18 protein-coding genes and 2 pseudogenes are annotated in these 25,639 nt (G+C 69.9%); 15 read left to right on the forward strand and 5 right to left on the reverse strand.

The genetic code is table 11. The features are described from left to right. The first annotated feature begins 1 nt into the window (after position 1). From ispG to N8I84_RS34300, 5 genes are all read left to right on the forward strand, one after another. The gene (gene ispG, locus N8I84_RS34280; protein WP_263233361.1) at positions 2–1,159 is read left to right on the forward strand and encodes a flavodoxin-dependent (E)-4-hydroxy-3-methylbut-2-enyl-diphosphate synthase; all 1,158 of its coding nucleotides are present in this window, start codon (positions 2–4) and stop codon (positions 1,157–1,159) included. A gap of 27 nt (positions 1,160–1,186) precedes the next feature. Continuing rightward, the gene (dxs, locus tag N8I84_RS34285) at positions 1,187–3,103 is read left to right on the forward strand and encodes a 1-deoxy-D-xylulose-5-phosphate synthase (RefSeq protein WP_263233362.1); all 1,917 of its coding nucleotides are present in this window, start codon (positions 1,187–1,189) and stop codon (positions 3,101–3,103) included. Beyond that, complete coding sequence (locus N8I84_RS34290) at positions 3,100–4,497, forward strand: aspartate aminotransferase family protein (protein ID WP_263233363.1); 1,398 nt, start codon at positions 3,100–3,102, stop codon at positions 4,495–4,497. Before dxs ends, N8I84_RS34290 begins: the two co-directional genes overlap by 4 nt. 110 nt (positions 4,498–4,607) lie before the next feature. Beyond that, on the forward strand, positions 4,608–5,243 hold the full coding sequence (locus N8I84_RS34295; protein ID WP_263233364.1) for a helix-turn-helix domain-containing protein: 636 nt from the start codon (positions 4,608–4,610) through the stop codon (positions 5,241–5,243). Then, on the forward strand, positions 5,240–5,386 hold the full coding sequence (locus N8I84_RS34300; protein WP_263233365.1) for a DUF6126 family protein: 147 nt from the start codon (positions 5,240–5,242) through the stop codon (positions 5,384–5,386). The genes N8I84_RS34295 and N8I84_RS34300 overlap by 4 nt, the downstream gene beginning before the upstream one ends. A 21-nt stretch (positions 5,387–5,407) precedes the next feature. Here the strand turns inward: N8I84_RS34300 and N8I84_RS34305 are convergent, their stop codons facing one another. Further along, positions 5,408–6,205, reverse strand: a complete 798-nt coding sequence (locus N8I84_RS34305) for a tyrosine-protein phosphatase (RefSeq protein WP_263233366.1) — start codon at positions 6,203–6,205, stop codon at positions 5,408–5,410. Between the two features lie 187 nt (positions 6,206–6,392). Between N8I84_RS34305 and N8I84_RS34310 the strand changes: the two genes are divergently transcribed. The 3 genes from N8I84_RS34310 to N8I84_RS34320 all read left to right on the forward strand — a co-directional run bounded on the left by N8I84_RS34310 (position 6,393) and on the right by N8I84_RS34320 (position 9,694). Then, positions 6,393–8,465, forward strand: coding sequence for an alpha-galactosidase (locus N8I84_RS34310; RefSeq protein ID WP_263233367.1), 2,073 nt, complete (start codon positions 6,393–6,395; stop codon positions 8,463–8,465). Positions 8,466–8,655: 190 nt separating this feature from the next. Further along, entirely contained in the window at positions 8,656–9,441 is a 786-nt protein-coding gene (locus N8I84_RS34315; protein WP_263233368.1) for an SGNH/GDSL hydrolase family protein, read from the forward strand. Positions 9,442–9,532: 91 nt separating this feature from the next. Then, positions 9,533–9,694: a hypothetical protein gene (locus N8I84_RS34320; RefSeq protein WP_263233369.1), complete on the forward strand. Its 162-nt coding sequence runs from the start codon at positions 9,533–9,535 to the stop codon at positions 9,692–9,694. Between the two features lie 169 nt (positions 9,695–9,863). Here N8I84_RS34320 and N8I84_RS34325 read toward each other — a convergent pair whose 3' ends face one another. Then, positions 9,864–10,439 (reverse strand): carboxymuconolactone decarboxylase family protein, encoded by a 576-nt coding sequence (locus tag N8I84_RS34325; protein WP_263233370.1) that lies wholly within the window; start codon positions 10,437–10,439, stop codon positions 9,864–9,866. A gap of 200 nt (positions 10,440–10,639) precedes the next feature. On the opposite strand from N8I84_RS34325, the gene N8I84_RS34330 reads away from it, so the two are divergent. After that, positions 10,640–11,824 carry an MBL fold metallo-hydrolase gene (locus N8I84_RS34330; protein WP_263233371.1) on the forward strand — a complete coding sequence of 395 codons (1,185 nt, stop codon included), beginning with the start codon at positions 10,640–10,642 and terminating at the stop codon, positions 11,822–11,824. A 149-nt stretch (positions 11,825–11,973) separates the two neighbouring features. On the opposite strand, the gene N8I84_RS34335 is transcribed toward N8I84_RS34330, so the two are convergent. Together N8I84_RS34335 and N8I84_RS34340 are read right to left on the reverse strand one after the other, a co-directional pair. After that, positions 11,974–13,248, reverse strand: coding sequence for a glycoside hydrolase family 6 protein (locus N8I84_RS34335; protein WP_263233372.1), 1,275 nt, complete (start codon positions 13,246–13,248; stop codon positions 11,974–11,976). A gap of 160 nt (positions 13,249–13,408) precedes the next feature. Continuing rightward, positions 13,409–14,374 carry a glycoside hydrolase family 6 protein gene (locus N8I84_RS34340; protein ID WP_263233373.1) on the reverse strand — a complete coding sequence of 322 codons (966 nt, stop codon included), beginning with the start codon at positions 14,372–14,374 and terminating at the stop codon, positions 13,409–13,411. A 424-nt stretch (positions 14,375–14,798) separates the two neighbouring features. Here N8I84_RS34340 and N8I84_RS34345 point away from each other — a divergent pair, with 424 nt between their 5' ends. Beyond that, on the forward strand, positions 14,799–15,812 hold the full coding sequence (locus N8I84_RS34345) for a LacI family DNA-binding transcriptional regulator (protein ID WP_263233374.1): 1,014 nt from the start codon (positions 14,799–14,801) through the stop codon (positions 15,810–15,812). Positions 15,813–15,919: 107 nt separating this feature from the next. Here the strand turns inward: N8I84_RS34345 and N8I84_RS34350 are convergent, their stop codons facing one another. Beyond that, positions 15,920–16,963 (reverse strand): LacI family DNA-binding transcriptional regulator, encoded by a 1,044-nt coding sequence (locus tag N8I84_RS34350; RefSeq protein ID WP_263233375.1) that lies wholly within the window; start codon positions 16,961–16,963, stop codon positions 15,920–15,922. A 771-nt stretch (positions 16,964–17,734) separates the two neighbouring features. Here N8I84_RS34350 and N8I84_RS34355 point away from each other — a divergent pair. From N8I84_RS34355 to N8I84_RS34375, 5 genes and pseudogenes are all read left to right on the forward strand, one after another. Next, on the forward strand, positions 17,735–19,330 hold the full coding sequence (locus N8I84_RS34355; RefSeq protein WP_263233376.1) for an arabinofuranosidase catalytic domain-containing protein: 1,596 nt from the start codon (positions 17,735–17,737) through the stop codon (positions 19,328–19,330). A gap of 330 nt (positions 19,331–19,660) precedes the next feature. After that, positions 19,661–21,055: pseudogene (locus tag N8I84_RS34360) on the forward strand (endo-1,4-beta-xylanase); the annotation flags it as partial. A gap of 483 nt (positions 21,056–21,538) precedes the next feature. Continuing rightward, a pseudogene (locus N8I84_RS34365) lies at positions 21,539–21,919 on the forward strand (arabinofuranosidase catalytic domain-containing protein); the annotation flags it as partial. A gap of 125 nt (positions 21,920–22,044) precedes the next feature. Beyond that, positions 22,045–23,691, forward strand: a complete 1,647-nt coding sequence (locus tag N8I84_RS34370; protein ID WP_390898977.1) for a glycoside hydrolase family 27 protein — start codon at positions 22,045–22,047, stop codon at positions 23,689–23,691. 386 nt (positions 23,692–24,077) lie between these two features. Further along, positions 24,078–25,412 (forward strand): RICIN domain-containing protein, encoded by a 1,335-nt coding sequence (locus tag N8I84_RS34375; RefSeq protein ID WP_263233377.1) that lies wholly within the window; start codon positions 24,078–24,080, stop codon positions 25,410–25,412. Positions 25,413–25,639 lie beyond the last annotated feature (227 nt).

Genomic DNA, 25,639 nt, shown 5'->3' on the forward strand with positions numbered 1-25,639 from the left:
GATGACCGCCGTTCCTCTGGGCGTCCCCGAGGTACCGGCCCGGCCGATCGCCGAGCGGCGCATGTCGCGGCAGATCCATGTCGGGCCGGTGGCGGTCGGGGGCGGGGCCCCGGTGTCGGTGCAGTCGATGACGACGACCCGTACGTCGGACATCGGCGCCACCCTGCAGCAGGTCGCGGAACTCACCGCCTCCGGCTGCCAGATCGTCCGCGTCGCCTGCCCCACGCAGGACGACGCGGACGCCCTCGCCACGATCGCGCGCAAGTCGCAGATCCCGGTGATCGCCGATATCCACTTCCAGCCGAAGTACGTGTTCGCGGCGATCGAGGCGGGCTGCGCGGCCGTTCGGGTGAATCCCGGGAACATCAAGCAGTTCGACGACAAGGTGAAGGAGATCGCCAAGGCCGCCAAGGACCACGGCACTCCCATCCGGATCGGGGTGAACGCGGGCTCCCTGGACAGGCGGCTGCTGAAGAAGTACGGCAAGGCGACCCCCGAGGCGCTCGTCGAGTCCGCCCTGTGGGAGGCCTCGCTCTTCGAGGAGCACGACTTCCGGGACATCAAGATCTCCGTCAAGCACAACGACCCGGTCGTGATGATCGAGGCCTACCGGCAGCTCGCCGCGCAGTGCGACTACCCGCTGCACCTCGGCGTGACGGAGGCCGGTCCCGCCTTCCAGGGCACGATCAAGTCGGCGGTGGCGTTCGGCGCGTTGCTGTCGCAGGGCATCGGCGACACGATCCGGGTGTCGCTGTCGGCGCCCCCCGCCGAGGAGGTCAAGGTCGGCATCCAGATCCTTCAGTCGCTGGGCCTCAGGCAGCGGCGCCTGGAGATCGTCTCCTGCCCGTCCTGCGGGCGCGCCCAGGTCGACGTGTACAAGCTCGCGGACGAGGTCACCGCCGGCCTCGAGGGCATGGAGGTGCCGCTGCGGGTCGCGGTCATGGGCTGTGTGGTCAACGGCCCCGGGGAGGCACGGGAGGCGGACCTGGGGGTCGCCTCCGGCAACGGCAAGGGCCAGATCTTCGTCAAGGGTGAGGTCGTCAAGACCGTGCCCGAGTCGAAGATCGTGGAGACCCTCATCGAGGAGGCGATGAGGATCGCCGAACGGATGGAGAAGGACGGCGTCGGGCCGGGAGCGCCGGCCGTCACCGTGAGTTGAACAGCACGGACCGAGAGGGGGCCCGGCGTGACCATTCTGGAGAACATCCGGGGACCACGCGACCTGAAGGCGCTGTCCGAGGCAGAACTGAGCCGACTGGCCGAGGAGATCAGGGAGTTCCTGATCCACGCGGTCGCCAGGACCGGGGGGCACCTGGGGCCCAATCTGGGGGTGGTGGAACTCTCCATCGCGCTCCACCGGGCCTTCGAGTCACCGGTCGACCGCATCCTGTGGGACACCGGACATCAGAGTTACGTCCACAAAATTCTGACCGGGCGTCAGGATTTTTCGAAGTTGCGTGGCAAGGGCGGTCTGTCCGGTTATCCGTCGCGTGAGGAGTCCGAGCACGACGTCATCGAGAACAGCCACGCGTCCACCGCGCTCGGCTGGGCCGACGGGCTCGCCAAGGCCCGACAGGTACAGGGGGAGAAGGGCCACGTCGTCGCCGTCATCGGCGACGGCGCGCTCACCGGCGGCATGGCCTGGGAGGCGCTCAACAACATCGCCGCCGCCAAGGACCGCCCACTGATCATCGTCGTCAACGACAACGAACGCTCCTACGCGCCCACCATCGGCGGCCTCGCCAACCACCTCGCCACCCTGCGCACCACCGACGGCTACGAGAAGGTCCTGGCCTGGGGCAAGGACGTGCTGCAACGCACGCCCGTCATCGGCCCCGCCGTCTACGAGGCCCTGCACGGTGCGAAGAAGGGCTTCAAGGACGCCTTCGCACCCCAGGGCCTCTTCGAGGACCTGGGCCTGAAGTACGTCGGCCCCATCGACGGACACGACATCCGGGCCGTCGAGTCGGCGCTGCGCCGCGCCAAGCGCTTCCACGGTCCCGTCCTCATCCACTGCCTCACCGAGAAGGGCCGCGGCTACGAGCCCGCCCTCGCCCACGAGGAGGACCACTTCCACACGGTCGGCGTGATGGACCCGCGCACCTGCGAGCCCCTCGCGCCGCCCAAGGCCCCGTCGTGGACCTCGGTGTTCGGCGAGGAGATCGCCCGCATCGGAGAGGAACGCGAGGACGTCGTCGCCATCACGGCGGCCATGCTGCACCCGGTGGGCCTCGGCAGGTTCGCCGAGCGGTTCCCCGACCGGGTGTGGGACGTGGGCATAGCCGAGCAGCACGCGGCGGTCTCCGCGGCCGGTCTCGCCACCGGCGGGCTGCACCCCGTCGTCGCCGTCTACGCCACCTTCCTCAACCGCGCCTTCGACCAGCTCCTGATGGACGTCGCCCTGCACCGCTGCGGCGTCACCTTCGTGCTGGACCGGGCCGGGGTCACGGGCGTCGACGGACCCTCGCACAACGGCATGTGGGACATGTCCGTCCTACAGGTCGTGCCGGGCCTGAGAATCGCCGCGCCGCGCGACGCCGACCAGCTGCGGGCCCAGCTGCGGGAGGCGGTCGCGGTCGACGACGCGCCGACCCTGATCCGGTTCCCGAAGGAGTCGGTGGGCCCGGCGATCCCGGCCGTGGACCGGGTGGGCGGCCTGGACGTGCTGCACCGCGACGAGACGCCCCAGGTGCTGCTCGTCGCCGTCGGCGTCATGGCGCCCGTCTGCCTGCAGGCCGCCGACCTGCTTCAGGCCCGCGGCATCGACTGCACGGTCGTCGACCCCCGCTGGGTCAAACCCGTCGACCCCTCCCTGCCGGGCCTGGCCGCCGAGCACCGGCTCGTCGCGGTCGTCGAGGACAACAGCCGCTCCGCCGGCGTGGGCTCCGCGGTCGCCCTCGCGCTCGGCGACGCCGACGTCGACGTGCCGGTGCGGCGGTTCGGGATCCCGGAGCAGTTCCTCGCGCACGCCAAGCGCAGCGAGGTGCTCGCCGACATCGGCCTCACGCCCGTGGAGATCGCCGGGCGGATCAGCGCCTGCCTGGCCGCCAAGGACGAGCTGTCCAAGGATGTGCTGTCCCAGGAGAAAGTGAACGCGGAATGACCATCCCCACCGGGCAACGGGAGTTCGACCTCGGCGCACTCCTGGCCGAACGCGGGGCCGAGCGCTACGAGCTGCACGCGAAGTACCTCAACCATCAGCTTCCGCGCATGCTGCACACCATCGGTTTCGACAAGGTCTACGAGCGGGCCGAGGGCGCCCACTTCTGGGACGCCGACGGCAACGACTACCTGGACATGCTCGCCGGGTTCGGGGTGATGGGCCTCGGCCGCCACCACCCCGTGGTCCGCAGGGCGCTGCACGACGTACTGGACGCGCAGCTCGCCGACCTCACCCGCTTCGACTGCCAGCCCCTGCCCGGGCTGCTGGCGGAGAAGCTGCTCGCCCACAGCCCGCACCTGGACCGGGTGTTCTTCGGCAACAGCGGCACGGAGGCGGTCGAGACCGCGCTGAAGTTCGCCCGGTACGCCACCGGCAGGCCCAGGATCCTGTACTGCACCCACGCGTTCCACGGGCTGACCACCGGGTCGCTCTCCGTCAACGGCGAGGACGGCTTCCGCGACGGCTTCGCCCCGCTGCTGCCCGACACCGCCGTCCCGCTCGGCGACCTCGACGCCCTGACCCGGGAGCTGAAGAAGGGGGACGTGGCGGCCCTCATCGTCGAACCGATCCAGGGCAAGGGCGTCCACGAGACCCCGCCCGGCTATCTGCGCGCCGCGCAGGAGCTGCTGCGCAAGCACAAGGCGCTGCTCATCGCGGACGAGGTGCAGACCGGCCTCGGCCGCACCGGCGACTTCTACGCCCACCAGCACGAGGACGGCGTCGAGCCCGACCTGGTGTGCGTGGCGAAGGCGCTCTCCGGCGGCTACGTCCCGGTCGGCGCGACCCTGGGCAAGGACTGGATCTTCAAGAAGGTCTACTCGTCCATGGACCGGGTCCTCGTGCACTCCGCGAGCTTCGGGTCCAACGCGCAGGCGATGGCGGCCGGGCTCGCCGTCCTGTCAGTGATGGAGAACGAGCAGGTCGTCGCGAACGCCCGGGCCGTCGGGGAGCAGCTGAAGTCCCGGCTCACCGAGCTCGTCGACAAGTACGAGATGCTCAGCGAGATCCGCGGCCGGGGCCTGATGATCGGCATCGAGTTCGGCCGGCCCAGCTCGCTCAAGCTGCGCAGCCGGTGGACCGTGCTCCAGGCCGCCCGGAAGGGCCTGTTCGCGCAGATGGTCGTCGTGCCGCTGCTGCAGCGCCACCGGATCCTGACCCAGGTCTCCGGCGACCACCTGGAGGTGATCAAGCTGATCCCGCCGTTGATCATCGGCGAGGCGGACGTCGACCGGTTCGTGGACGCCTTCACCGCGGTGATGGACGACGCACACGGGGGCGGGCTGATGTGGGACTTCGGCAAGACGCTGATCAAGCAGGCGGTGGCGAACCGCTGACCTTCCGGAAAGCGCTGACCCCCGGAAACCACCGGCCCTTCGGGAACCGGAGCTTTTGCCTCTGAGGCAAGAAATTTGCCGGTGGGGCAAGGCTCCGGCTCAATGGAGGCATGAGCTCTCCTGAGACCGATCCCGGCACCGGGACCGAGGACGGGCCGTCCGAGGACCTGCCCGTCGTCGCACCACAGCTGCGTGCGCTGCGCCGTCGCGCCGGGCTGACCCTGGAGGCCGCGGCCCGTGCCGCCGGGCTCTCGCCCGCGCACCTGTCCCGGCTGGAGACCGGCCGGCGGCAGCCGTCCCTGCCCATGCTGCTGGCGCTCGCCCGCATCTACGGTACGACCGTCTCCGAACTGCTCGGCGAGACCGTCGCCGACCGGGACGCCGTCGTGCGCGCCGCCGACATGGAGCCGACCCGGGCGGGCGGCTGGGCGTACTGGCAGGCGGGCGGGGCCGGACGCGGCATGCAGGCCCTGCGGGTGCACATCCCCTACGGCACCCAGGGCGACATCGTGCGCGTCCACCCGGGCGAGGAATGGCTGTACGTCCTCAAGGGGCGGCTGCGGCTGCGCCTCGGCGACTCCACCCACCTACTCGCCCCGGGCGACAGCGCGCACTTCGACTCGCTGACCCCGCACCGCCTCGCCGCCGCCGACCACGACGGCACCGAGCTGCTCTTCGTCCACACCCTGCTGCAGAGCCCGACCTCCGCGCTCTGCCTCGGCCCCACCCCTGGAGAGATGCCATGACCGAGCAACCCGAATCCCGCCCCCGCAGGATGATGGAGGAGAAGTTCCCGCGTGGACTGTGGGTGCGGCTGATCGTCTACATCGCGGTCGGCCACCTGTTCGCCGCCTTCATCTACCTGCTGTTCCAGGTGGGCGCGAAATGAGCGCCCACCCCGGACCGCACCTCAGTCCAGCAGCCGGTCACGCAGCCGCTCCCGCACCGCGGGCGTGATCCGCAGCCCCTTCTCCAGGTAGGCATCGACACCGCCCCAGGTCTCCTCGACGGTCTCCATCGCCGCCGCGAGATACTCGGCGCGCGCGTCGAAGAGGGGGCTGAGCAACTCCATCACCTCGGGGGAGTACACGTCGGGCGACGAGCCGTTGCGGCGCACCTTGTAGCGGCGGTGCTTCGCGTTCGACTCCAGGTAGTCCGCGACGATCGCCTCACGCTCGACCCCGAGGGCGAGGAGCGTCACCGCGATCGACAGCCCCGCGCGGTCCTTGCCCGCGGCACAGTGCATCAGCGCGGGCACGCTGTCCTCCGCCAGCGCGTGCAGCACCTGGGAGTGCTCGGCCGTGCGCTCCTTGATGATCGTGCGGTACGACAGGATCATCCTGTTCTCCGCCTTGCCGTCGGCGAGCAGGCCGCGCAGCTGCTCCAGGTCGCCGTCGCGGACCATCTTCCAGAACTCGGCGCCGTGCGCCGGGTCGGTCAGCGGCAGGTTGACGTTCCGCACGCCGGGGAGCTCGACGTCCGGGCCCTCCAGCTTCTTGTCCGCCGCGTTGCGGAAGTCGAAGATCGTGTGCAGGCCCAGCGAGGTGAGGAAGGCCGCGTCCTGCTCCGTCGCGTGCGCGAGGTGGCCGCTGCGGAAGAGCACTCCGCGCCGCACCCGCCGCCCGTCCACGGTCGGCAGGTCACCCACGTCGCGGAAGTTGCGTACGCCGGTCAGCTCGGGCTCGGTAGACGGGACCTGCTGCGTCACGAGGGCTCCTCCCATCCGACCGCCGGCGCTGTTCGCCGGCGGGCCGCGCCCCGACGATACGGCACCGTTGATCAGGCGATCGTCCCCGGCAGGCGCCCACGTGACGGACAGGCGTTGCCCGCGAGGCATCTCACACCCGATGATGTTGGGGCCTGATCGCACCTGTTCGAATCTGTGGGGGCATGTGATGCTGGAGATCGCCGCGGACGGCCGCACCTGGCTGCTGTCAGGGACCACGAGCAGCTACGCTTTGCGGCTCGCTGAGGACGACACGCTGCTGCACCTGCACTGGGGCCCGCGGATGGCCCTTGCCGACGCCGAGGCGCTAGCGGCCCTCCCGGCACCGCCGTACCGGCCCTTCGAGGCCCCGCTCGACGGTCGCGAGGAGTATCCGGTCGAGGGCGGCCCCCGCTTCGTACGTCCCGCCCTGTCCGTGCGCGCCGAGGAGCGCCGTGGCACGGAGTGGGCGTTCGAGGCGTTCGAGGCCGACGGCGACGAGCTGCGGCTCAGGTTCACCGACGCCGGACTCCGGATCACCCTCCACTACCGGATGCGCGGCGATGTCGTGGAGCGCTGGGTGACCATCGCCAACGACGGCCCCGCTCCCGCCGAACTCCTCCGCGCCGACTCCGCCACCTGGACGCTGCCCGAGCGCGAGGGCTGGCGCCTCTCCCACCTGCACGGCCGTTGGGCGGCCGAGTCCAGGCTGGTGCGGTCCGAGCTCACCTACGGCGAGAAGGTCATCGGCAGCCGCCGCGGCCACACCGGCCACCAGCACCTGCCGTGGGTCGCGCTGGACACGGACGCCACCGAGGAGAGCGGCGAGGTCTACGGCTGCACGCTCGCCTGGTCGGGCACCTGGCGGATCGCCGTGGCCCAGCTCCCGGACGCCCGGGTGCAGATCACCGGCGGCGCGGGGTACGACGACTCGGGCCTGCTGCTCCTTGCGCCGGGGGAGACGTACACCACCCCCGTCTTCGCGGGACTGTGGAGTGACGGCGGCCACGGTGGCGCGAGCCGTGCCTGGCACGCCTACCAGCGTGCGCACATCGTTCCGGACGCCGACCGGGACCGCCCCGTGCTCTACAACTCGTGGGAGGCCACCGAGTTCGACATCTCCGAGGAGCAGCAGGGGGCGCTGGCGCGGCGGGCGGCGGCCATGGGGGTGGAGCTGTTCGTGGTCGACGACGGCTGGTTCGGCGCCCGTACCAGCGACCGCGCCGGGCTCGGCGACTGGCGGCCCAACCCGGACCGCTTCCCCTCCGGCCTCAAGCCGCTCGCCGACTACGTGCACGCCCTGGGGATGCAGTTCGGCATCTGGGTCGAGCCCGAGATGGTCAACCCGGACAGCGACCTCTACCGCGCCCATCCCGACTGGGTGCAGTACCAGCCGGGACGGAAGCGGACGGAGTTCCGCAACCAGCTCGTGCTCAACCTCGCCCGCGAGGACGTCCAGGAGTATCTCTGGGAGCAGCTCGACGCCCTGCTCTCCAGCGCCCCGACCGACTATGTGAAATGGGACTTCAACCGCTGCTTCACCGACGCCGGCTGGCCCGGCGAGCCCTACCCGCAGCGGCTTTGGGTCGATCACGTGCGCGCCTTCTACGCCCTGCTGGACCGGCTGCGGGCCGCGCACCCCCATGTCGCCTTCGAGTCCTGCTCGGGCGGCGGCGGACGTGTCGACCTGGGCGTCATGAGCCGCACGGACCAGGTGTGGACCTCCGACAACACCGATCCGCTGGACCGGCTCGCCATCCAGCACGGTTTCAGCCAGGTCCATCCGGCCCGGGTCATGGCCGCCTGGGTCACCGACAGTCCGAACGCGATGCTCAACGGGCGGGTGAGCTCGCTGCGCTTCCGGTTCGTCAGCGCCATGGCCGGGGTGCTCGGTGTCGGCGGCGACCTCACCCAGTGGACCGAGGAGGAGCTGGCCGAGGCGCGCGACTGGGTCACCCTCTACAAGGAGATCCGGCCCGTGGTCCAGCGCGGTGACCTGTACCGGCTGCGGCCGCCGGCGGGCGGGTTGAGCGCGGTGCAGTACGTCCTCGGCGACGAGACCGTGGTCCTCGCCTGGCTCCAGGCACAGCACTACGGCGAGCCGGTCGCCCCCCTGCGGCTGCGTGGCCTGGACCCGGCGGCGACGTACGAATGCCGAGAAACAGGCGAACTGCACAGGGGCGCGGTGCTCCTGCATCACGGGCTGCGTCCCGCGCTGCGCGGTGACTTCGATGCGACGGTCATCCATCTGCGCCGGATCTGATCGCCCTGCCCGGTTCAGCGTCCGGCGGCTCGCCCAACACACCTGATCAGAGGCCTATTCCTGATCGACCCGGATGCGGCGAGTGGTTTATCTCACCGTCCGTCAACCTTTTCCTACGGTCGCGTAGCTCACATCACAAGGTGAATCATGGACCGATGTGGCAGACGATTCGAAGAATGACAACACATCAGTGATCGGGTCGTACGTGGCGGTGGGGGACAGCTTCACCGAGGGTGTCGGCGACCCCGGGCCCGACGGGCAGTTCGTCGGCTGGGCCGACCGGTTCGCGGTCCTCCTCGCCGACCGGCGGCCCGAGGGCGACTTCCGGTACACGAACCTCGCCGTGCGCGGCAAACTGCTCGACCAGATCGTCGAGGACCAGGTCCCGAAGGCCGTCGAACTGGCTCCGGACCTGGTCTCGTTCTGCGCGGGCGGCAACGACATCATCCGGCCGGGCACCGACCCGGACGAGGTCGCCGAGCGGTTCGAGCGGGCCGTGGCGGTCCTGACGTCCGCCGTCGGCACGGTGATGGTCACAACCGGGTTCGACACCCGGGGCGTGCCGGTGCTCAAGCATCTGCGCGGCAAGATCGCCACCTACAACGGCCATGTGCGGGCGATCGCGGACCGGTACGGCTGCCCGGTCCTGGACCTGTGGTCGCTCAAGTCCGTGCAGGACCGGCGCGCCTGGGACGACGACCGTCTCCACCTCTCGCCCGAGGGCCACACCCGTGTCGCCCTGCGGGCGGGCCAGGTTCTCGGCATGGAGGTACCGGCCGACCCGGACCAGCCGTGGCCGCCCCTGCCCCCGCGTGGCACGTTCGAGGTACGGCGCGACGACATCCACTGGGCACGCGAGTACCTGGTGCCGTGGATCGGACGGCGGCTGCGCGGAGAGTCGTCGGGGGACCGGGTGGTGGCCAAGGGGACGCTGTCACCGGACGACATCAGGGTGCGGATCGCGCAGGCGGTGTGAAGTCCGGGCCTCTACTCCCCGACCGCCGGAGGGAGTTCGAGGAGGAGGCCGTTCAGGCAGAAACGGAAGGGTGGGGGCGGAGCTTGGGCCGGTGCCTGGGGAAGGCAGCGCCCAGGCCGCTGCCCCGGACGGTGCCCTGCCGCCGGTGGCCGCGACCGGGGCGTCCACGCGTCGCGCCCGCGCCGACGATCCCGGCGGCGACCGCCGGCTGTCCGACGACGTCGAGGCGCTCGCCGGCGCGGTTCACGGGTGAACACCTGCGGCTCACCCAGAGGCCGAGCGCGGCGGTTCCGCAGAGCCCGGGCCGCTCGTCGTGTCCATCGAAACCCGAGTACGGAAGCCTCAAAGGGGCCACCCGCTTGCGGGAGGTCGGCACGGCGGTCGTCGAGACAGGTCGGAACCGCGCGCCCTCGGAGTGAGCGCTACCGCGCGGAGCTCGTCCGCCGCTCCACGGGCGGCAGGTCACAGGAATCCTTGAACCCCTGGCTCGTCAGTCCGAGCGCGGCGTTGATGCGCGAGCGCAGGTTCTCCACCGCGACCATCGCCGTCAGCTCGACGAACGCGGGCTCGCCCAGCCGGCCCAGGAGCCGTGCCACGAGGGCGTCGTCGACGGTGGGCGGGGTGGCGGTCATCGCCTCGGCGTACTCCATGACGTCGCGCTCCAGTTCCGTGTACACGCCGCTGTCGCGCCAGCGCGGCACGTCGACCAACTTCTCGCGGGCCATACCGCGCTCCCGGCTCACCCAGTAGCCGAAGTCCATGCACCAGGCGCAGCCGATCGCCGCGGCCGTCGCCATCTCCGCCAGCGCCTTCAGGTCCGGGTCCAGCTTGTTCCACTTCGCCACCGACTGCTCGAACCGCAGATCGCTCCACAGCACGCGCGGCTGGTGGGCCAGCGCCTTGCCGGGGTCGAGGACCTTTCCGTACGTCCGCTTCGAATACCACTCCATGACGCGGAAGAAGAGCGTGCGGCGCGGGGTTAGGGAGATACGGGCCATGGGGCACCTCCAGTGCGTCGTTCCCGGGCGCTCCGTGGTGGGCGCCCACACGGGTACGACGGACCGGCGCGCACGGATGTGACATCCGGCCCGCGTGGCGAAGCGTGTCCGGGACGCACGCCGCCGTGTGACATGGCCGACCCGGCACTGTCGTACGGGCCGACCATAATGAGGACCTCACCCACTCCACTGGAGGTGCTGTGACCGGTTTCGGTCCCCTGAGCTCCGGGCTCCGCGCGCTGCGACCCACCGCCTTCGGCGTGGATCCCAGCGGGGAGCGCCTGGCGCGCATCCGCAGATCACCGCACTTCGCGGACGGCGCCTTCGTGAACCCGGAGGGCACCCGGACCCGTCCCTCGGGCGGGTCCGCGCTGGAGCTGGCGAAGATGTACTTCCGCAAGGAGGACCGCGCCCGCCGTGCCCCGGCCGGTCCGATCCCCGTGCACCCGACGACCTACGCCGACCTGGCCAAGCCCCCGGCGAGCGGGCTGCGGCTGACCTGGACGGGTCACTCCAGCGTGCTCGCGGAGATCGACGGGCACCGGGTGCTGTTCGACCCGGTGTGGGGGCAGCGCTGCTCGCCGTTCGACTTCGCCGGACCCAAGAGGCTGCACCCGGTGCCGCTGCCACTGGCCGCGCTCGGCCCCGTCGATGTCGTCGTCATCTCCCACGACCACTACGACCACCTCGACCTGCCCACCATCAAGGCCCTGGCCGGCACGGACACCGTGTTCGCGATACCGCTCGGCGTCGGAGCCCACCTGGAGCACTGGGGTGTGTCCGCCGACCGGCTGCGCGAGCTGGACTGGCACGAATCCACGCGGGTCGGCGGCCTCACGCTGACCGCCACCCCGGCCCGCCACTTCTGCGGCCGCGGCCTGCGCAACGGGCAGCACACGCTGTGGGCGTCGTGGTCCGTGGCCGGCGACGAGCACCGCGTCTACCACAGCGGCGACACGGGCTACTTCGAGGGATTCAAGGACATCGGCGCGGCACACGGCCCGTTCGACGCCACGATGATCCAGATCGGCGCGTACTCCGACTTCTGGCCGGACATCCACATGACCCCCGAGGAGGGCACGCGCGCCCACCTCGACCTCCAGGGCGGCGCGCCGCACGGTGTTCTGCTCCCCATCCACTGGGCCACCTTCAACCTCGCCCCCCACGCGTGGGCGGAGCCCGGCGAGTGGACGAAGGCCGCGGCCGACGCAGTCGGGCAGGCGGTCGCAGTCCCGGTTCCGGGCCAGCCCTTCGAGCCCGCCGGCGACCTCCCTACGCACCCCTGGTGGCGGGATGTGTCCCCGCCGCTGCACCGCAAGTGGCCCGTTCCGGAGATCACCCCGGTGGCAACTCGTGACGACCTCGACCTCGTGGGCGAGGGCTGACCGTGGACGAACCGAGCGTGTGACGGAAGTCCGCCCTTGAGGCCGACCTACAACAGCAACCCGATTCCCACCCACAGCAGCCCGGTGACCGGCAACTTCAGGATGAATCGAGCTCCGTGTCCGGACGCGTACGGAGACGTCCGCCGGACTCAGCGATTGAACGTCAGGCGGGGTACCGCGTTGCGGGCCAGTGCGTGGGCCTGGTCGGGCCACCAGGTGCCGGCGGGAGGGTCGACGATGCCGTACTCGGGGTCGATCGTGCCGCCGGTGTTGCGCGTGCAGCTGCCGTCGGACTCACCGGGGATCTTTATCCACAGGTAGGCGTCGACGAGCGGGACACCGGTGTCGGCGGTGGGGCGCGGGCCGAGACCGCGGCCGGGCGCGTTGCACCAGATCTCCGGATCCCCGCTGTACTTGCCGGGCGCCGGGGTCCAGGCGCCCCGACCGTTGCGGCTGGTGTCGATCACGAAGTGATGCAGCTCGTCGGTCGGCGGGGTGCCCACGTTCTGGTCGAACCAGGCGTCGGTCCACCGCCAGGTAATGGGGTCCGTGGGGGAGACGGCGTTACCCGGGGCGCCGTCGTTGGGGGCGGCGGACGAGTAGTACTGGCTGGCGCACCAGTCGGTGTGGCCGCGTGCCTGCCCGGGGCCCTTGGTGGCGAACCATATGCACTTGGCGATCCAGGTGCCGTATCTGGCGTTGTGGTCGGTGGGGTGGTTGTTGGACACGTTCAGGGCGAAGCCGTCGCCGTACTGGACCCCCGCATCCTGCAGTCGCTGCGCGATGTCGCCGACGGCCCGCCACTGTACGTTGCCGGCGTCCAGGTAGACCGCGGTGCGGGGCCGGGCCTTCAGGGTCTTGACCGCGTATGCGAGGTCGGCGACGCGGGCGGCAGTGAGTTCGCCGGTCGGGTCGGTGGTGGGCCCGCAGTCCTTGGGAAGGTTGGCCAGGCCGTCGGGTTCGACGACGACCACCGCCTTGTCGTCGCCGATGCCGGCGGCGAAGGCGTCGATCCACTTGCGGTAGGCGGCGGAGGATGCGGCTCCGCCGCTGGAGTACTGGGAGCAGTCCCGGCCGGGTACGTCGTAAGCGACCAGGACGGGGGTCCGGTCCACGGCCCGCGCCCGGCGGACAAGCCTGTTCACCTTGCCGCGCACCTCGCCGGGGGTGCCCTCGGTGAACCATTCGGCCTGCGGCCAGCTCGCGAGTAAGGCCATGTTCGCGGCGTTCTCCATGTCTCCGTTCCCGAAGTCGACGAGGGCCTGTTTCGCGGCCTTGCTGTGCGGGTCCACGTAGAACTTCGTGGCCGGAGTGATCACGTCCTGCGCGGGTGTGGCCTGAGCCTGCGTCGCGGTGAGGGCGGCGCAGGCGGTGAGTGCCGCCATGACGGCAGCGGCGCGGCGTCGTGGGCCGAGTGGATTCACGGCTGCTCCTGGGGGTGGATTGGGGGGATCGTCTGCCGCCGCGGCGGGCCGGCGACCGCCTGGGCGGAAGGCGGTGAGCGGCGGACCCGGCCGGGCTGCGGCGGACGGTCCCGTGGACCTGTCGCGGGTCAGGGACGTACCGGGCCACGGCGGTCCGGGCTCAGTAGCCGTAGATCATCTTGTAGGCGACCTCGGGGAGGAACTGACCGGCCAAGGAGCCGGATCCAACGCCGCAGTTGCCGTCGGACTCGCCCGGGGTCTTGATCCACAGAAGCATCTCGGCGCCTCCGCCCTTCTGGGTGGGGGTGCCGATGCGGCGGCCTGAGGGGTTGCACCACTGGCCGTTGGAGCCGTTGCCGTTGCGGCTGGTGTCCACGACGAACGGCTTGGTGTAGCCGTAGCGGGCGCCCAGTTCGCTGTTGACGGCGTTGCCGTAGGCGATGTTCTCGGCCGTGGTGTAGTAGTTGGAGATGTTGAGCGAGAAGCCGTGGGCCTGTCGGAGACCGGCTTCATGGAGGCGCTGGGCCATGGTCGCCGGGCTCGCCCAGTTCGGGTTGCCGGCGTCCAGATAGACCCAGGTGTTGGGTGCCTGGCGGTTGAACTGCGCGAGGGCACCGGTGATCATGCCTTGGCGCTCGGCGATCTGAGCCTGGGTCATGCAGCCGTAGTCCGCGAGGGAGTCCGGTTCGAGGAGGACGATGGCCGGGCGGCCCGCGACACCGCCGGCGAACTGGGCGATCCAGCTCGCGTAGGCGGACGGCGATGCGGCTCCGCCGGCGGAGTGCCCGCCGCAGTAGTCGCGGTTGTAGATGTTGTAAGCGACGAGGATCGGCAGCCTGTCCCGACTGTCCGCCGCGCCCACGTACGCACCCGTGGCGGTGCCGATGGTGCCGCTCCAGGAGCCGAACCAGTGGGCCATCGGGGTGTCGGCGATGGAGGCGTTGATCGCCGACGCCCGGCCGTCGCCGGGGTTGGCAGTGACCCACCGCTTCACGCTGGAGTCGGGGTCCACGTAGAACCCGCTGGTCATGGTGGTCGGGTCGGCAGCGTGGGCGGACGGTGCGACGGCGAGCGCCAGCGGCAGAGCGGAGAACGCCGCCACGAGGGCGCGGAGTCTGCGGCGCATGACTGTACCTCGGTTTCCTGGCAGGGATGCGTCGCACGCTCGCGTTCCGAGCGTGCAGCGCGCTGAGGAAGTGCGGTGGTACGAGCCCCCTTGGGCCGACGGGCTGGGGCAGAGGCGCCCTCCGAAGAGCCGGAGGCTGATCTTGGGAGCGCTCCCATTGGAAGCGGTCCCAAAAGCACTGAGAACTTTTGGTGTGTGGCCGGTATCGTGTTGCGCCTTGGTGAAGCTGTCAAGAGGTGATGCACGACCCGCACTTCACATGACGAAGACAAGGCTCTGCCAGTCCTGGAACTGGAAGCGCTACCAGACTTCGGTCCCTCAAGGGCCCGCATATGCCCTCCGTCGCCCACCGGCCGGATGGCAGTGGAACCGAGTCGGGGACGACACACTTTCGGCGAGGCCGGGAGGGAAAGGCTCATGGTCCATGGGGGAGAATGCGCCGCGCCGGCAGTCGACGCTCGACGAGGTGGCCGCACGCGCCGGCGTCTCCCGCTCGGTGGCCTCACGCGTCCTCAACAACGCCCCGCACGTCAGCCGCGCCAAACGTGAGGCGGTCGAGCGGGCTGTCCAGCAACTGGGTTACGTCCCCAACCCGACTGCACGCGCTCTGGCCACCCGCCAGACGGGAGCGGCGGCCCTTGTCGTCGCGGGAGAGGATCCGTCCATCTTCGCGGACCCGTTCTTCGCCCAGGTGATCGTGGGAGCCTCGGCCGCCCTGGAGGAGGCCGACCTGCATCTGATGCTGTGTCTGGCCGCCTCCGAGCGGGGCCACAAGCGGGTGGAGGAGCTCCTTCGGTCCAGGGGTGCCGACGGCGTCATGCTGATGGCGCTGCGCGAGGGCGATCCGCTGGCCCGTGTGGCAGAGGACGCGGAGATGCCCGTCGTGTTCGGCGGTCGCCCGCTCGGTCCGGCCCCCCGGTGGTATGTGGACGTCGACAACACCGGCGGAGCGCGCGAGGCCACCGAGTACCTGCTCATCCGTGGCCGGACCCGTGTGGCCACGATCTGCGGGCGTCTGGACACCGAGGTCGGGCGCGCCCGGTACCGCGGCTACCGGGACGCCATGCTGGCAGCAGGCCTTGACCCGTACCCGCCGCAGGAGGGGGATTTCACCGAACCCGGTGGAGCCGCCGCCATGGCCGCACTGCTCGCGAACCACCCCGAGGTGAACGGGGTGTTCGCCGCCAACGACAACATGGGGGCGGGAGCGCTGCGCACTTTGCGCGAGGCCGGCCGATCGGTCCCCGCCGATGTCGCCGTTGTCGGCTTCGACGACCTGACCGTCGCCCAGATCGCCGATCCGCCGCTCACCACCGTCCATCAGCCCATAAAGGCTTTCGGACGGGAGATGGCGCGCATGCTCGTCGCGCTCATCAGCGGTCAGGACCCCACCCCGCTGATCCTGCCCACCCGCCTGGTCACCCGCTTCAGCGCCTGACGGCCGTGCCCCGTACCGCTGCCGCACATTGACACGCCACCAGAGGAACGCCCGGGTCGCGCTGCCGCGTACGGGCGTCGTGTCGACGTGATTGCCGTACGCGTGGCTCAGTGCGTCGCGCGGTTCGACCGTGCCGGCCCGCCGGTGGGTACGGGGGCTGTGCTGGAACGCAACGAGATCGGCGGGGTCAACAGGATGTGCCGAGGCGGTGTGTCCGGCGCGGCGATGCGTTCCACGAGCAGGGAAACGGCCTTCTCGCCCATTTCCAGAGCCGGTACGTCCGCGGCCGTGAGCGGTGGTCGGAAGTCCTCGGCCCACGTCCTGGCCGCCACACCTGTGATGGAGAAGTCGTACGGCACTTCGAGACCGGCGTCCGCCAGTGCGCGCTGGACGCCGGGCAGGGCGGCCTCGTTGATGGTGGTGACAGCGGTGACGTCCGGATGGCTGCGCAGGAGCGCCTCGACGCATTCCTGACCGGAGCGGGCGTCATCCCCGCACGGCACTTCGACACCGTCGAGCCCGCGTTCCGCCAGGGCCGCCTGGAAACCCTCTCTGGCCCTGTGCGCGGGGCCGTAGCCGGCCGAGATGAGTTCCCGGGAACGAGTGACCAGAGCCACCCGGCGGTGCCCGAGATCGGCGAGGTGCCGTACGCAGTGCTGGACCAGGCCGGCGTAATCGACGTCGATCCAGGACATCTGGTGGTCGCCGGCCGTGTGCCCGATCCCGACGAAGGGCAGCCCGGCTTCCTGGAGGCGCCCCACACGAGGGTCCGCCAGGCGGATCTCCATCAGAATGACGCCGTCCACGCGGCTCTCCGAGACCAACCGCTCGAAGGAACGGTCGTGATCCCCGCCGGAAGGGGACAGCAGCACATCGAGGTCGACCCGGGCGGCGGCGTCGACCACGCTGGCGACGAAGTCAAGCTGCATGTGTGTGAGCCTGTTGCCGGCCGGCGGGACGACGAGACCGATGGTCCGGGTCCGGCCCTCCTTGAGGGCCCTCGCGGTCGCGTTGGGGCGGTATCCCAATTCGTTGATCACGTCTTCGATACGTCTGCGAGTGCCGGCGGCGACGGGTCGTTTGCCGCTGAGCGCGTACGACACCGTGCTGCGTGACACCCCCGCGCGTCGAGCTATCTCCCCGATGTTCATGCAGCTCCTCAAGACCGCACTCAGGCCGCAAGGATACTGACGAGTGGCGCCCCGCGGGACTCGTCGTGGCTGGTGCTGGACGAGCCCCAGGTGCCCAGCGGCGCCACGCGGACGGCTGCGTCGTGGCGGGCCCGGGCGGACGAAGGACGCAGGATGCCCGAGGGGCGTGAGTCCGCGAGGAACGGCGCCGGGCTGCCGGAACCGTCATGCGTTCCGCGTCTCACGCAATCCCAGAAGGCTCGGAGCGAATCGATTCCACGCAAGCGGTTCGACGGGATGCTACGACCGGCGGTGTGCGGGGTCAATGGCGGGCCGGGAGGGGAGCGCTGAACCGACGCGCGAGCCGAGGCTCCGCCGCTTGGGCCAGTGCCCTGCGAACCGGCCCCCGTCGCCCCGGTTTTACGGCTGCGCCCTTGCTCAGCGGCATGGCGGCGGATCAGCCCGATGCTTCTGACGTGGTCGCCGCAGACCTGTGCGGCCCACCACGGCGGCGGAACGGGCGGTCACGCCGCCGTCCGCATGTGCCCACGCCACGACTCTTCGACCGGCCGAGAGCTTCGGAACGGCAGGAATCAGCCTTCGAATCGATTCCGCGACGACCTTTGCAACAGTGGGCTCCACACCCTTGACAGCCCAGCGAAACCGGGAGCACCGTCTCCCCCCGAAACCTCTCTGCAATCTCGCTGCGAAACGGCACCTCGAAGCGCTTCCGGATTGTCAGCGCCACCAACACAACCCGGCCGGGTTGCGTCGGCGCGGTAGGGAGATCGGATGACAACCATAGGTACAGGACGCCGCCTGCCGTCCGGGCGCGGTGGCGTCCGGCGATTATTCGCGGCGGTACGGCACCGTGGCTGGCCGCGTGGCGTGCCGGACCGGGCGCACGTTCCGCCGCCGACGCGCTCGCCCCGCTCTCGGTCGAAAACGTCGGCCCGGGCGGCGGCCGCAGCCGCACTCGTCGCCGGGGCACTGGTCGGCGCCACGGCCACGGCCGGCACGGCCCGTGCGGCCGCGTCCGGGCCGTGCGACATCTATGCGGCGGGCGGCACGCCCTGTGTGGCGGCGCACAGCACGACCCGAGCGCTGTACGCCTCGTACAACGGGCCGCTCTACCAGGTCCGGCGCACCTCGGACAACACCACCCGGAACATCGGCGTCCTGAGCGCGGGCGGGTACGCCGACGCCGCCGCCCAGGACTCGTTCTGCTCGGGAACGACCTGCCTGATCACGACGGTCTACGACCAGTCAGGCCGCGGCAACAACCTCACCCAGGCGCCCGGTGGCGGTGCCGCGGGCGGCCCCGACAACCTCGCGAACGCGACGGCCGCGCCCACCATGGTGGGCGGTCACAAGGCCTACGGCGTCTTCGTGGCGCCCGGCACGGGCTACCGCAACAACCACACCAACGGCATCGCGACCGGGGACAACCCCGAAGGCATGTACGCGATCTTCGACGGCACGCACTACAACGGCGGCTGCTGCTTCGACTACGGCAACGCCGAGACGGACAGCAACGACGACGGCAACGGCACCATGGAGGCCATCTACTTCGGCAACATCAAGGTCTGGGGCTACGGTGCGGGCAACGGCCCCTGGATCATGGCCGACCTGGAGAACGGCCTGTTCTCCGGGGTGAACCAGCACTACAACGCGGGCGATCCGACCATCGACCACCGGTACACGACCGCCATCGTCAAGGGTGGTCCGAACCACTGGGCGATCCGTGGGGGCAACGCGCAGTCCGGCGGCCTGTCCACCTTCTACGACGGACCGCGTCCCGACGTCCCGGGTTACAACCCGATGCGGAAGCAGGGCGCCATCATCCTGGGCATCGGCGGCGACAACAGCAAGGGCGCCCAAGGCACCTTCTACGAGGGCGTGATGACCTCCGGCTACCCGTCGGACGCCACCGAGAACGCCGTCCAGGCCGACATCACCGCGGCCGGATACAGCAATTCCGCCGGCGGGACGAGTACCGGTGCGTTGCACGCGGTGGGCGCGGGCAAGTGCCTGGACGTGCCGAACTCGTCCACCACGGCCGGCACACAGCTGCAGATCTGGGACTGCAGCGGTGGCGCCAACCAGACCTGGACCCGCACGGCCTCGGGCCAGCTGACCGTCTACAGCGGCAGCAGTCAGATGTGCCTCGACGCGTACAACAACCAGACCTCCGCCGGCACCAAGGTGGAGACCTGGCCGTGCAACGGCGGCGCCAACCAGCAGTGGCAGCTGAACGCGGACGGCACCGTCACCGGCACCCAGTCCGGGCTCTGCCTCGACGTCACCGGCGCCTCCACGGCCAACGGCGCGCCGGCCGAACTCTGGCCGTGCAACGGTGGATCCAACCAGCGATGGAACCTCAACTGACCTGAACGGCTCCGGCCCGCGGCCGGCTCACCGTCGGCGACGGGCAACCGCCCCCGGAGCAGGTCTCCGCATGGAGCGGCCGGCAGTTTGCGGCTGCCTGTGCAGCAGTGCGACGGCTGCCACGCCTTGCGGAACGTCGCCAACGGCAGTGGACCGCTCTGCCGGTCACCTCGGCTCCGTGACCCCACCCCACCGCAGCACCGACTCGTGAACGGTGCCCCACCCCCCACACAAGGAGACTGATCCTTCATGTTCTGGTTCAACGAGGAGCCCCGCCTCCGCAAGGCCCTGGCCTTGGCCACCGGACTGACAGCCGGCACGGTACTGGCCATGGCCGGGACGGCGTCCCCTGCCGCCCATGCGGCATCCGGCACGCTGGGCGCGGCCGCGGCCGGCAGCGGCCGCTATTTCGGCACGGCCGTGGCTGCCGGAAGGCTCGGCGACTCGACGTACTCCACGATTCTCGACCGGGAGTTCAACATGATCACCCCCGAGAACGAGATGAAGTGGGACACCACCGAACCGTCCCGCGGCAACTTCAACTTCGGCCCGGCCGACCAGATCGTCGGCCATGCCACCGCGCACGGGCAGCGGATGCGCGGCCACACCCTGGTATGGCACTCGCAGTTGCCCGGCTGGGTCAGCTCGATCACCGACCCGAACACGCTGCGCAGCGTGATGAACAATCACATCACCAACGAGATGAGCCACTTCAAGGGCAAGATCTACGCCTGGGACGTGGTCAACGAAGCCTTCGCCGACGGCTCCTCCCAGCACCGCAGCTCGGTGTTCCAGAACGTGCTCGGCAACGGCTTCATCGAGGAGGCCTTCCGCACCGCCCGGGCCGTCGACCCCTCGGCCAAGCTCTGCTACAACGACTACAACATCGAGAACTGGACCGACGCGAAGACGCAGGGCGTCTACAGCATGGTCAAGGACTTCAAGTCGCGCGGTGTGCCCATCGACTGCGTCGGCTTCCAGAGCCACTTCGGCGTCGGCGGCCCGCCGTCGAGCTTCCGGACCACCCTGGCCAACTTCGCCGCCCTCGGCGTGGACGTGCAGATCACCGAGCTCGATATCGCCCAGGCGCCGCCGACGGCGTACGCCAACACCGTCCAGGCGTGCATGAACGTCGCCCGCTGCACCGGCATCACGGTGTGGGGGATCAGGGACAGCGACTCGTGGCGAAGTGGGGACAATCCGCTGCTGTTCGACCGCAACGGCAACAAGAAGCCGGCCTACGACGCGGTCCTGACCGCGTTGGGCGGCAGTGCGGGGAACCCGGGGGACCCAGGAGGCATCGTCTCGGGCACGGTGTATTCGCTGAGTGATGTCGCTGCGGGCCGGGTGTTGGACGTCCCGGCTGGACAGACGGGGAACGGCACGCCTTTGCAGATCTGGGACGCCAACGGTGGTGCTGCGAACCAGCAGTGGCGGGCGAGTCAGAACAGTGATGGTTCGTACACGCTGACCAATGTCGGCAGTGGCCGGGTGCTGGACGAGCCGGGCGGTCAGACGGGCAATGGCACGCGGATGGAGATCTGGGATGCCAACGGCGGCGCGAACCAGCACTGGCGGGCGAGTCGGAACGGCGACGGTTCGTACACCTTGACCAACGTCGCTTCCGGCCGGGCGCTGGAGATTCCCGCCGGGCAGACTGGCAACGGGGCTCCGGTCCAGGTCTGGGACTCCAACGGCGGGGCCAACCAGCACTGGAACCTCAGGTGAGGTGATCGGCGCCCAGCGCGCGCTTCTGCCCCGGATCGCCTCGGAGTAGCCGCACAACACCCGCGCCCGGCACGGCGGCCGTCGCCGGACGCGGGTTTCGGCATGCCGTCACGGCGGGCTGACGTGGCAAAACATGGGATGGATGGGCAGTCGAGTCGGCGTGACAGGTGTATTGACAGGGTGTCAGGCGTGTGGGATCACTATGCGACATGGGATGTCTGAGTGTTCTCTGTGGGTGCTCTCGGGCACTGCTCTCGGGAGCAGTCGACGTACCTTTTAAGCCATCGTGATCCGCTTTGAACAGGTATGGCACTCTCTGTCCCCTTCCCCCCATATTCAAGGAACAGAATGCAGCCTTCATCTGTTTCGCCCCGGACCCCTGCGGCCCGGAGACTCCACTTACCGGCGGCCGCCGCCGTATGCGTGATGGCGCTGCTGACCGTGTTGCTGGCGACCGCGCCGACATGGTCGGCACCGGCGCCGGCGGTGCAGGCCGATCTCGAATGGGGCCTGTACTCCGGCGGCAGCCAGTCCTGGAACACCGACCACCGGGCGTTTCCGAGCAAGTTCGTCACCGCGATGCTGAAGAACAACGGAACGTCGAGGTTCGCCCTCAAAGGCGGCAACGCGCAGTCCGGCGGCCTGACCACCCTCTGGGACGGCGGGCTTCCCGGCGGATACAGCCCCATGAAGAAGCAGGGAGCCATCGTCCTGGGGAGCGGCGGCGACTGCTGCAAGCCCGGCGGCGGCGCCAATCTGAGCGCCGGCACCTTCTACGAAGGAGCCGTCGTCGCCGGCTACCCCTCCGACGCGACCGACAACGCGGTGCAGGCCGACGTCACCGCGGCCGGCTACCGCTGATCTGCCTTCAGCACTTCGGGAGGCGGTGGTTCACCCGCAGGTGCCGAAGGGCCGCAACGCGAACTGTCCCCCCGTCCTGCACGTGCTCTCCCACACCTCGCCCCAGGAGTCGATGACCCATGCCCATGACCACTGCGAGAGCCAGGGGCCTTCGGCCGCTGCCCCCGCTGCCGTCCCTGCGCCGGACCTTGGCGCTCACGTTCTCGGCCATGCTGCTCGCCGTGACCGTTCCCCTCCTCACCCTCGGTACGGCGCAGCCCGCCGCCGCGCTCGGCAACGGGCTCGCGCTGACCCCGCAGATGGGATTCAACGACTGGAACGCGTACGGCTGCAACGTCTCCGAGTCGCTCATCAAGTCCACCGCGCAGGCGATGCACACCAACGGCATGCAGGCGGCGGGCTACTCGTACGTCAACATCGACGACTGCTGGATGACCCACAGCCGCGATTCCGGCGGCCACCTGGTGCCGGACCCGGCCAAGTTCCCCGACGGCATCAAGGGCACCGCGGACTACGTGCACTCGCTGGGGCTGAAGCTGGGGATCTACGAGGACGCGGGCACCGCGACCTGTGCGGGGTATCCGGGCAGCCTGGGGCACGAGACCACGGACGCGCAGTCCTTCGCGTCGTGGGGCGTGGACTACCTGAAGTACGACAACTGCAACAACACCGGGGCCCCGGCGCGGACCCGGTACACCGCGATGCGGGACGCCCTGGCGGCCACCGGCCGGCCGATCCTGTTCAGCCTGTGCAACTGGGGCCAGGAGAACGTGTGGACCTGGGGCGCGGACGTGGGCAACAGCTGGCGCACCACCGGGGACATCACCGCCGACTACTCCAGCATGCTGTCGATCTTCCACAGCAACGTGGGACTGGCCTCCTACGCCGGCCCCGGCCACTGGAACGATCCGGACATGCTGGAGGTCGGCAACGGCTCGCTGACGGCCACCGAGAGCCGCAGCGAGTTCAGTCTGTGGGCGGAGATGGCCGCGCCCCTGATCGCGGGCACCAACATCCCCTCGGCCAGTGCGAGCACCTTGTCCATCCTCACCAACTCCCGGGTCATCGCGGTCGACCAGGACCCTCTGGGCAAGCAAGGCACCATGGTGTCGTCCTCGGGTGGCCTGGACGTGCTCGCCAAGCCGCTGGCCAACGGAGACGTGTCGGTGGCGCTGTTCAACGAGACGGGCTCGACGGCGACCATCACCACCACCGCGACTGCGATCGGGAAGACCGGGGCGTCCACGTACACCCTGACCGACCTGTGGTCGGGGGCGTCCTCGACCACCTCGGGCACCATCAGCGCCTCGGTTCCGGCGCACGGCACGGTGATGTACCGGGTCGCGGGCGGCACCAGCAGCGGCGGCGGCACCAGCGTGACCGGTGAGCTGCACGCGGTGGGTGCGGGCAAGTGCCTGGACGTACCGAACTCGACCACGACCGCCGGCACCCAGGTGGAGATCTGGAGCTGCAACGGCGGGGCCAACCAGATATGGACGCGTTCCACCTCCAACCAGCTCACCGTCTACTCCGGCAGCGCCCAGATGTGCCTGGACGCCTACAACAACCAGACCACCCCAGGGACGAAGGTGGAGATCTGGCCGTGCAACGGCCAGACCAACCAGCAGTGGACGCTGAACTCCAACGGAACGATCACCGGCGTCCAGTCCGGCCTGTGCCTGGACGTCATCGGAGGGGCCACGGCTGACGGAGCCCTCGCCGAGCTGTGGACCTGCAACGGCGGAACCAACCAGCAATGGTCGCTGAGCTGACCCGGTGAGGCACCCGCGCTCGACTCCGGGGCGGCATCCCATCGCCGCCCCGGCATGTCGCCGCGCCGTGTACCGCCCACCCACGGGAGCCGCCCCGCCCAACACGCGCGCCGCAGCGCAGTGGCGCCCGACCGCAGGAGGACCGGATGAGGTCGAGAGCGAGACCCGGCCGTCCGGCACTGGGGCCGGCATCGTCCTGGCACTCGAGCTGCCGGTGCTGTCGACGGCCGCCGGCCAGGCCGCCCCGGTCAAGTCGCCGTGGCATCGGATCGCGTCGTGCGCGCGGAGCGCTGATCGCGCCTTGGGGCGGGTCGGCGCGCACACCTCCCGGTGCGACGCGATGTTGCACTCCCGGCCCGACCCATCGACTTCGAAAGAAGGAGTGTATGAAACGCACATCCCTCTTAACGTCCATCGCAGCCGCGGTACTTCTCGTCCTGGCAACCGCGGGCACCTCGTTCAGCAGCGGCCTCGGCGTGCCCGCGTCGGCCACGACCACCGGCGCCGTCCGGGCGACCGCCGGCTGCGGCAAGGCCCCGACGCTGACGAGTGGTACACACACGATTCAGAGCGGCGGTCAGACCCGCAGTTACATACTGCGGGTTCCTTCCGGCTACGACAGCAACCACCCCTATCGGCTGATCTTCGGCTTCCACTGGCGGGGCGGCACGGCGGGCGACGTCGACTCGGGCGGAACGGACGGGTACAACTGGTCCTACTACGGCCTGCGGCGCTTGGCGGACAACGCGAACAACAGCACGATCTTCGTCGCTCCCCAGGGCATCGGCAACGGCTGGGCCAATTCCGGCGGCCAGGACGTGGCCTTCGTGGACGCCATGGTCAGCCAGATCGAATCAGGTCTGTGCGTCGACACGACCCAGGTCTTCTCCGCCGGCTTCAGCTACGGCGGCGCGATGTCGTACGCCCTCGCCTGCTCCCGGGCAACGGTCTTCCGCGCGGTCGCGGTCTACTCCGGCGCGAACCTCAGCGGGTGCGACGGCGGGACTCAGCCCATCGCCTACATGGGCCTGCACGGCATCAGGGACAACGTGCTGCCCATCTCGCTGGGACGGGAACTGCGCGACACCTTCGTCCGGAACAACGGCTGCACTCCGCAGAACCCGCCCGAGCCGGCCTACGGAAGCCTGACGCACATCATCACCACCTACTCCGGATGCAGGTCCGGATACCCCGTTGTCTGGGCCGCGTTCGACGGAGCGGGCCACGACCCCGGCCCCATAGACGGTTCCACCGGTGACGGATCGCGCACCTGGACGTCGGCAGCGGTGTGGCAGTTCTTCACCCAGTTCGGCTCGAATCCGCCACCGCCCTCCGGCAACCAGAAGATCGTCGGCCAGCAGTCGGGGCGCTGCCTCGACATCAACAACTCCACCACGGCCAACGGCACGCAGGCACAACTGTGGGACTGCAACGGCGGCTCCAACCAACGGTGGACCTACGGTGCTGGAAAGCAGCTGGTTGTCTACGGCAACAAATGCCTGGGCGTCGGCCAGGCGGCGGGCAACGGCACCCCGGCGGCGATCTGGGACTGCAGCGGACAGGCAGACCAGCAATGGAACATCAATTCCGACGGCACGATCACAGCGGTGCAGTCGGGGCTCTGCCTGGACGCCAACGGTCAGGGGACCGCCAACGGGACGAAAGTCCAGCTGTGGAGTTGCACGGGCGGTGCGAACCAGCACTGGCGCCTGGAGAACTGAAACGCCGGGGCCAGGCACGGCACCGTGCGGGCACGAGCTTGCGAGCGAACCGTCAATGGCACGTGGCGCCACGGCAGCAAGGACTGTGTCGAAGGTCTCGCAGGCCGCCGGGAAGCCACGAGGGGTCAGCCCAGTGCCCACGGACGGCTGCGAACAGCACCACATCGACAGTCCGGACAGCCCCTGAACGGGTAAACCGGAACCGCTTACTCAAGGAATACGAGGTC

The organism is Streptomyces cynarae (genome assembly GCF_025642135.1).
Classification (GTDB): Bacteria; Actinomycetota; Actinomycetes; order Streptomycetales; family Streptomycetaceae; genus Streptomyces; species Streptomyces cynarae.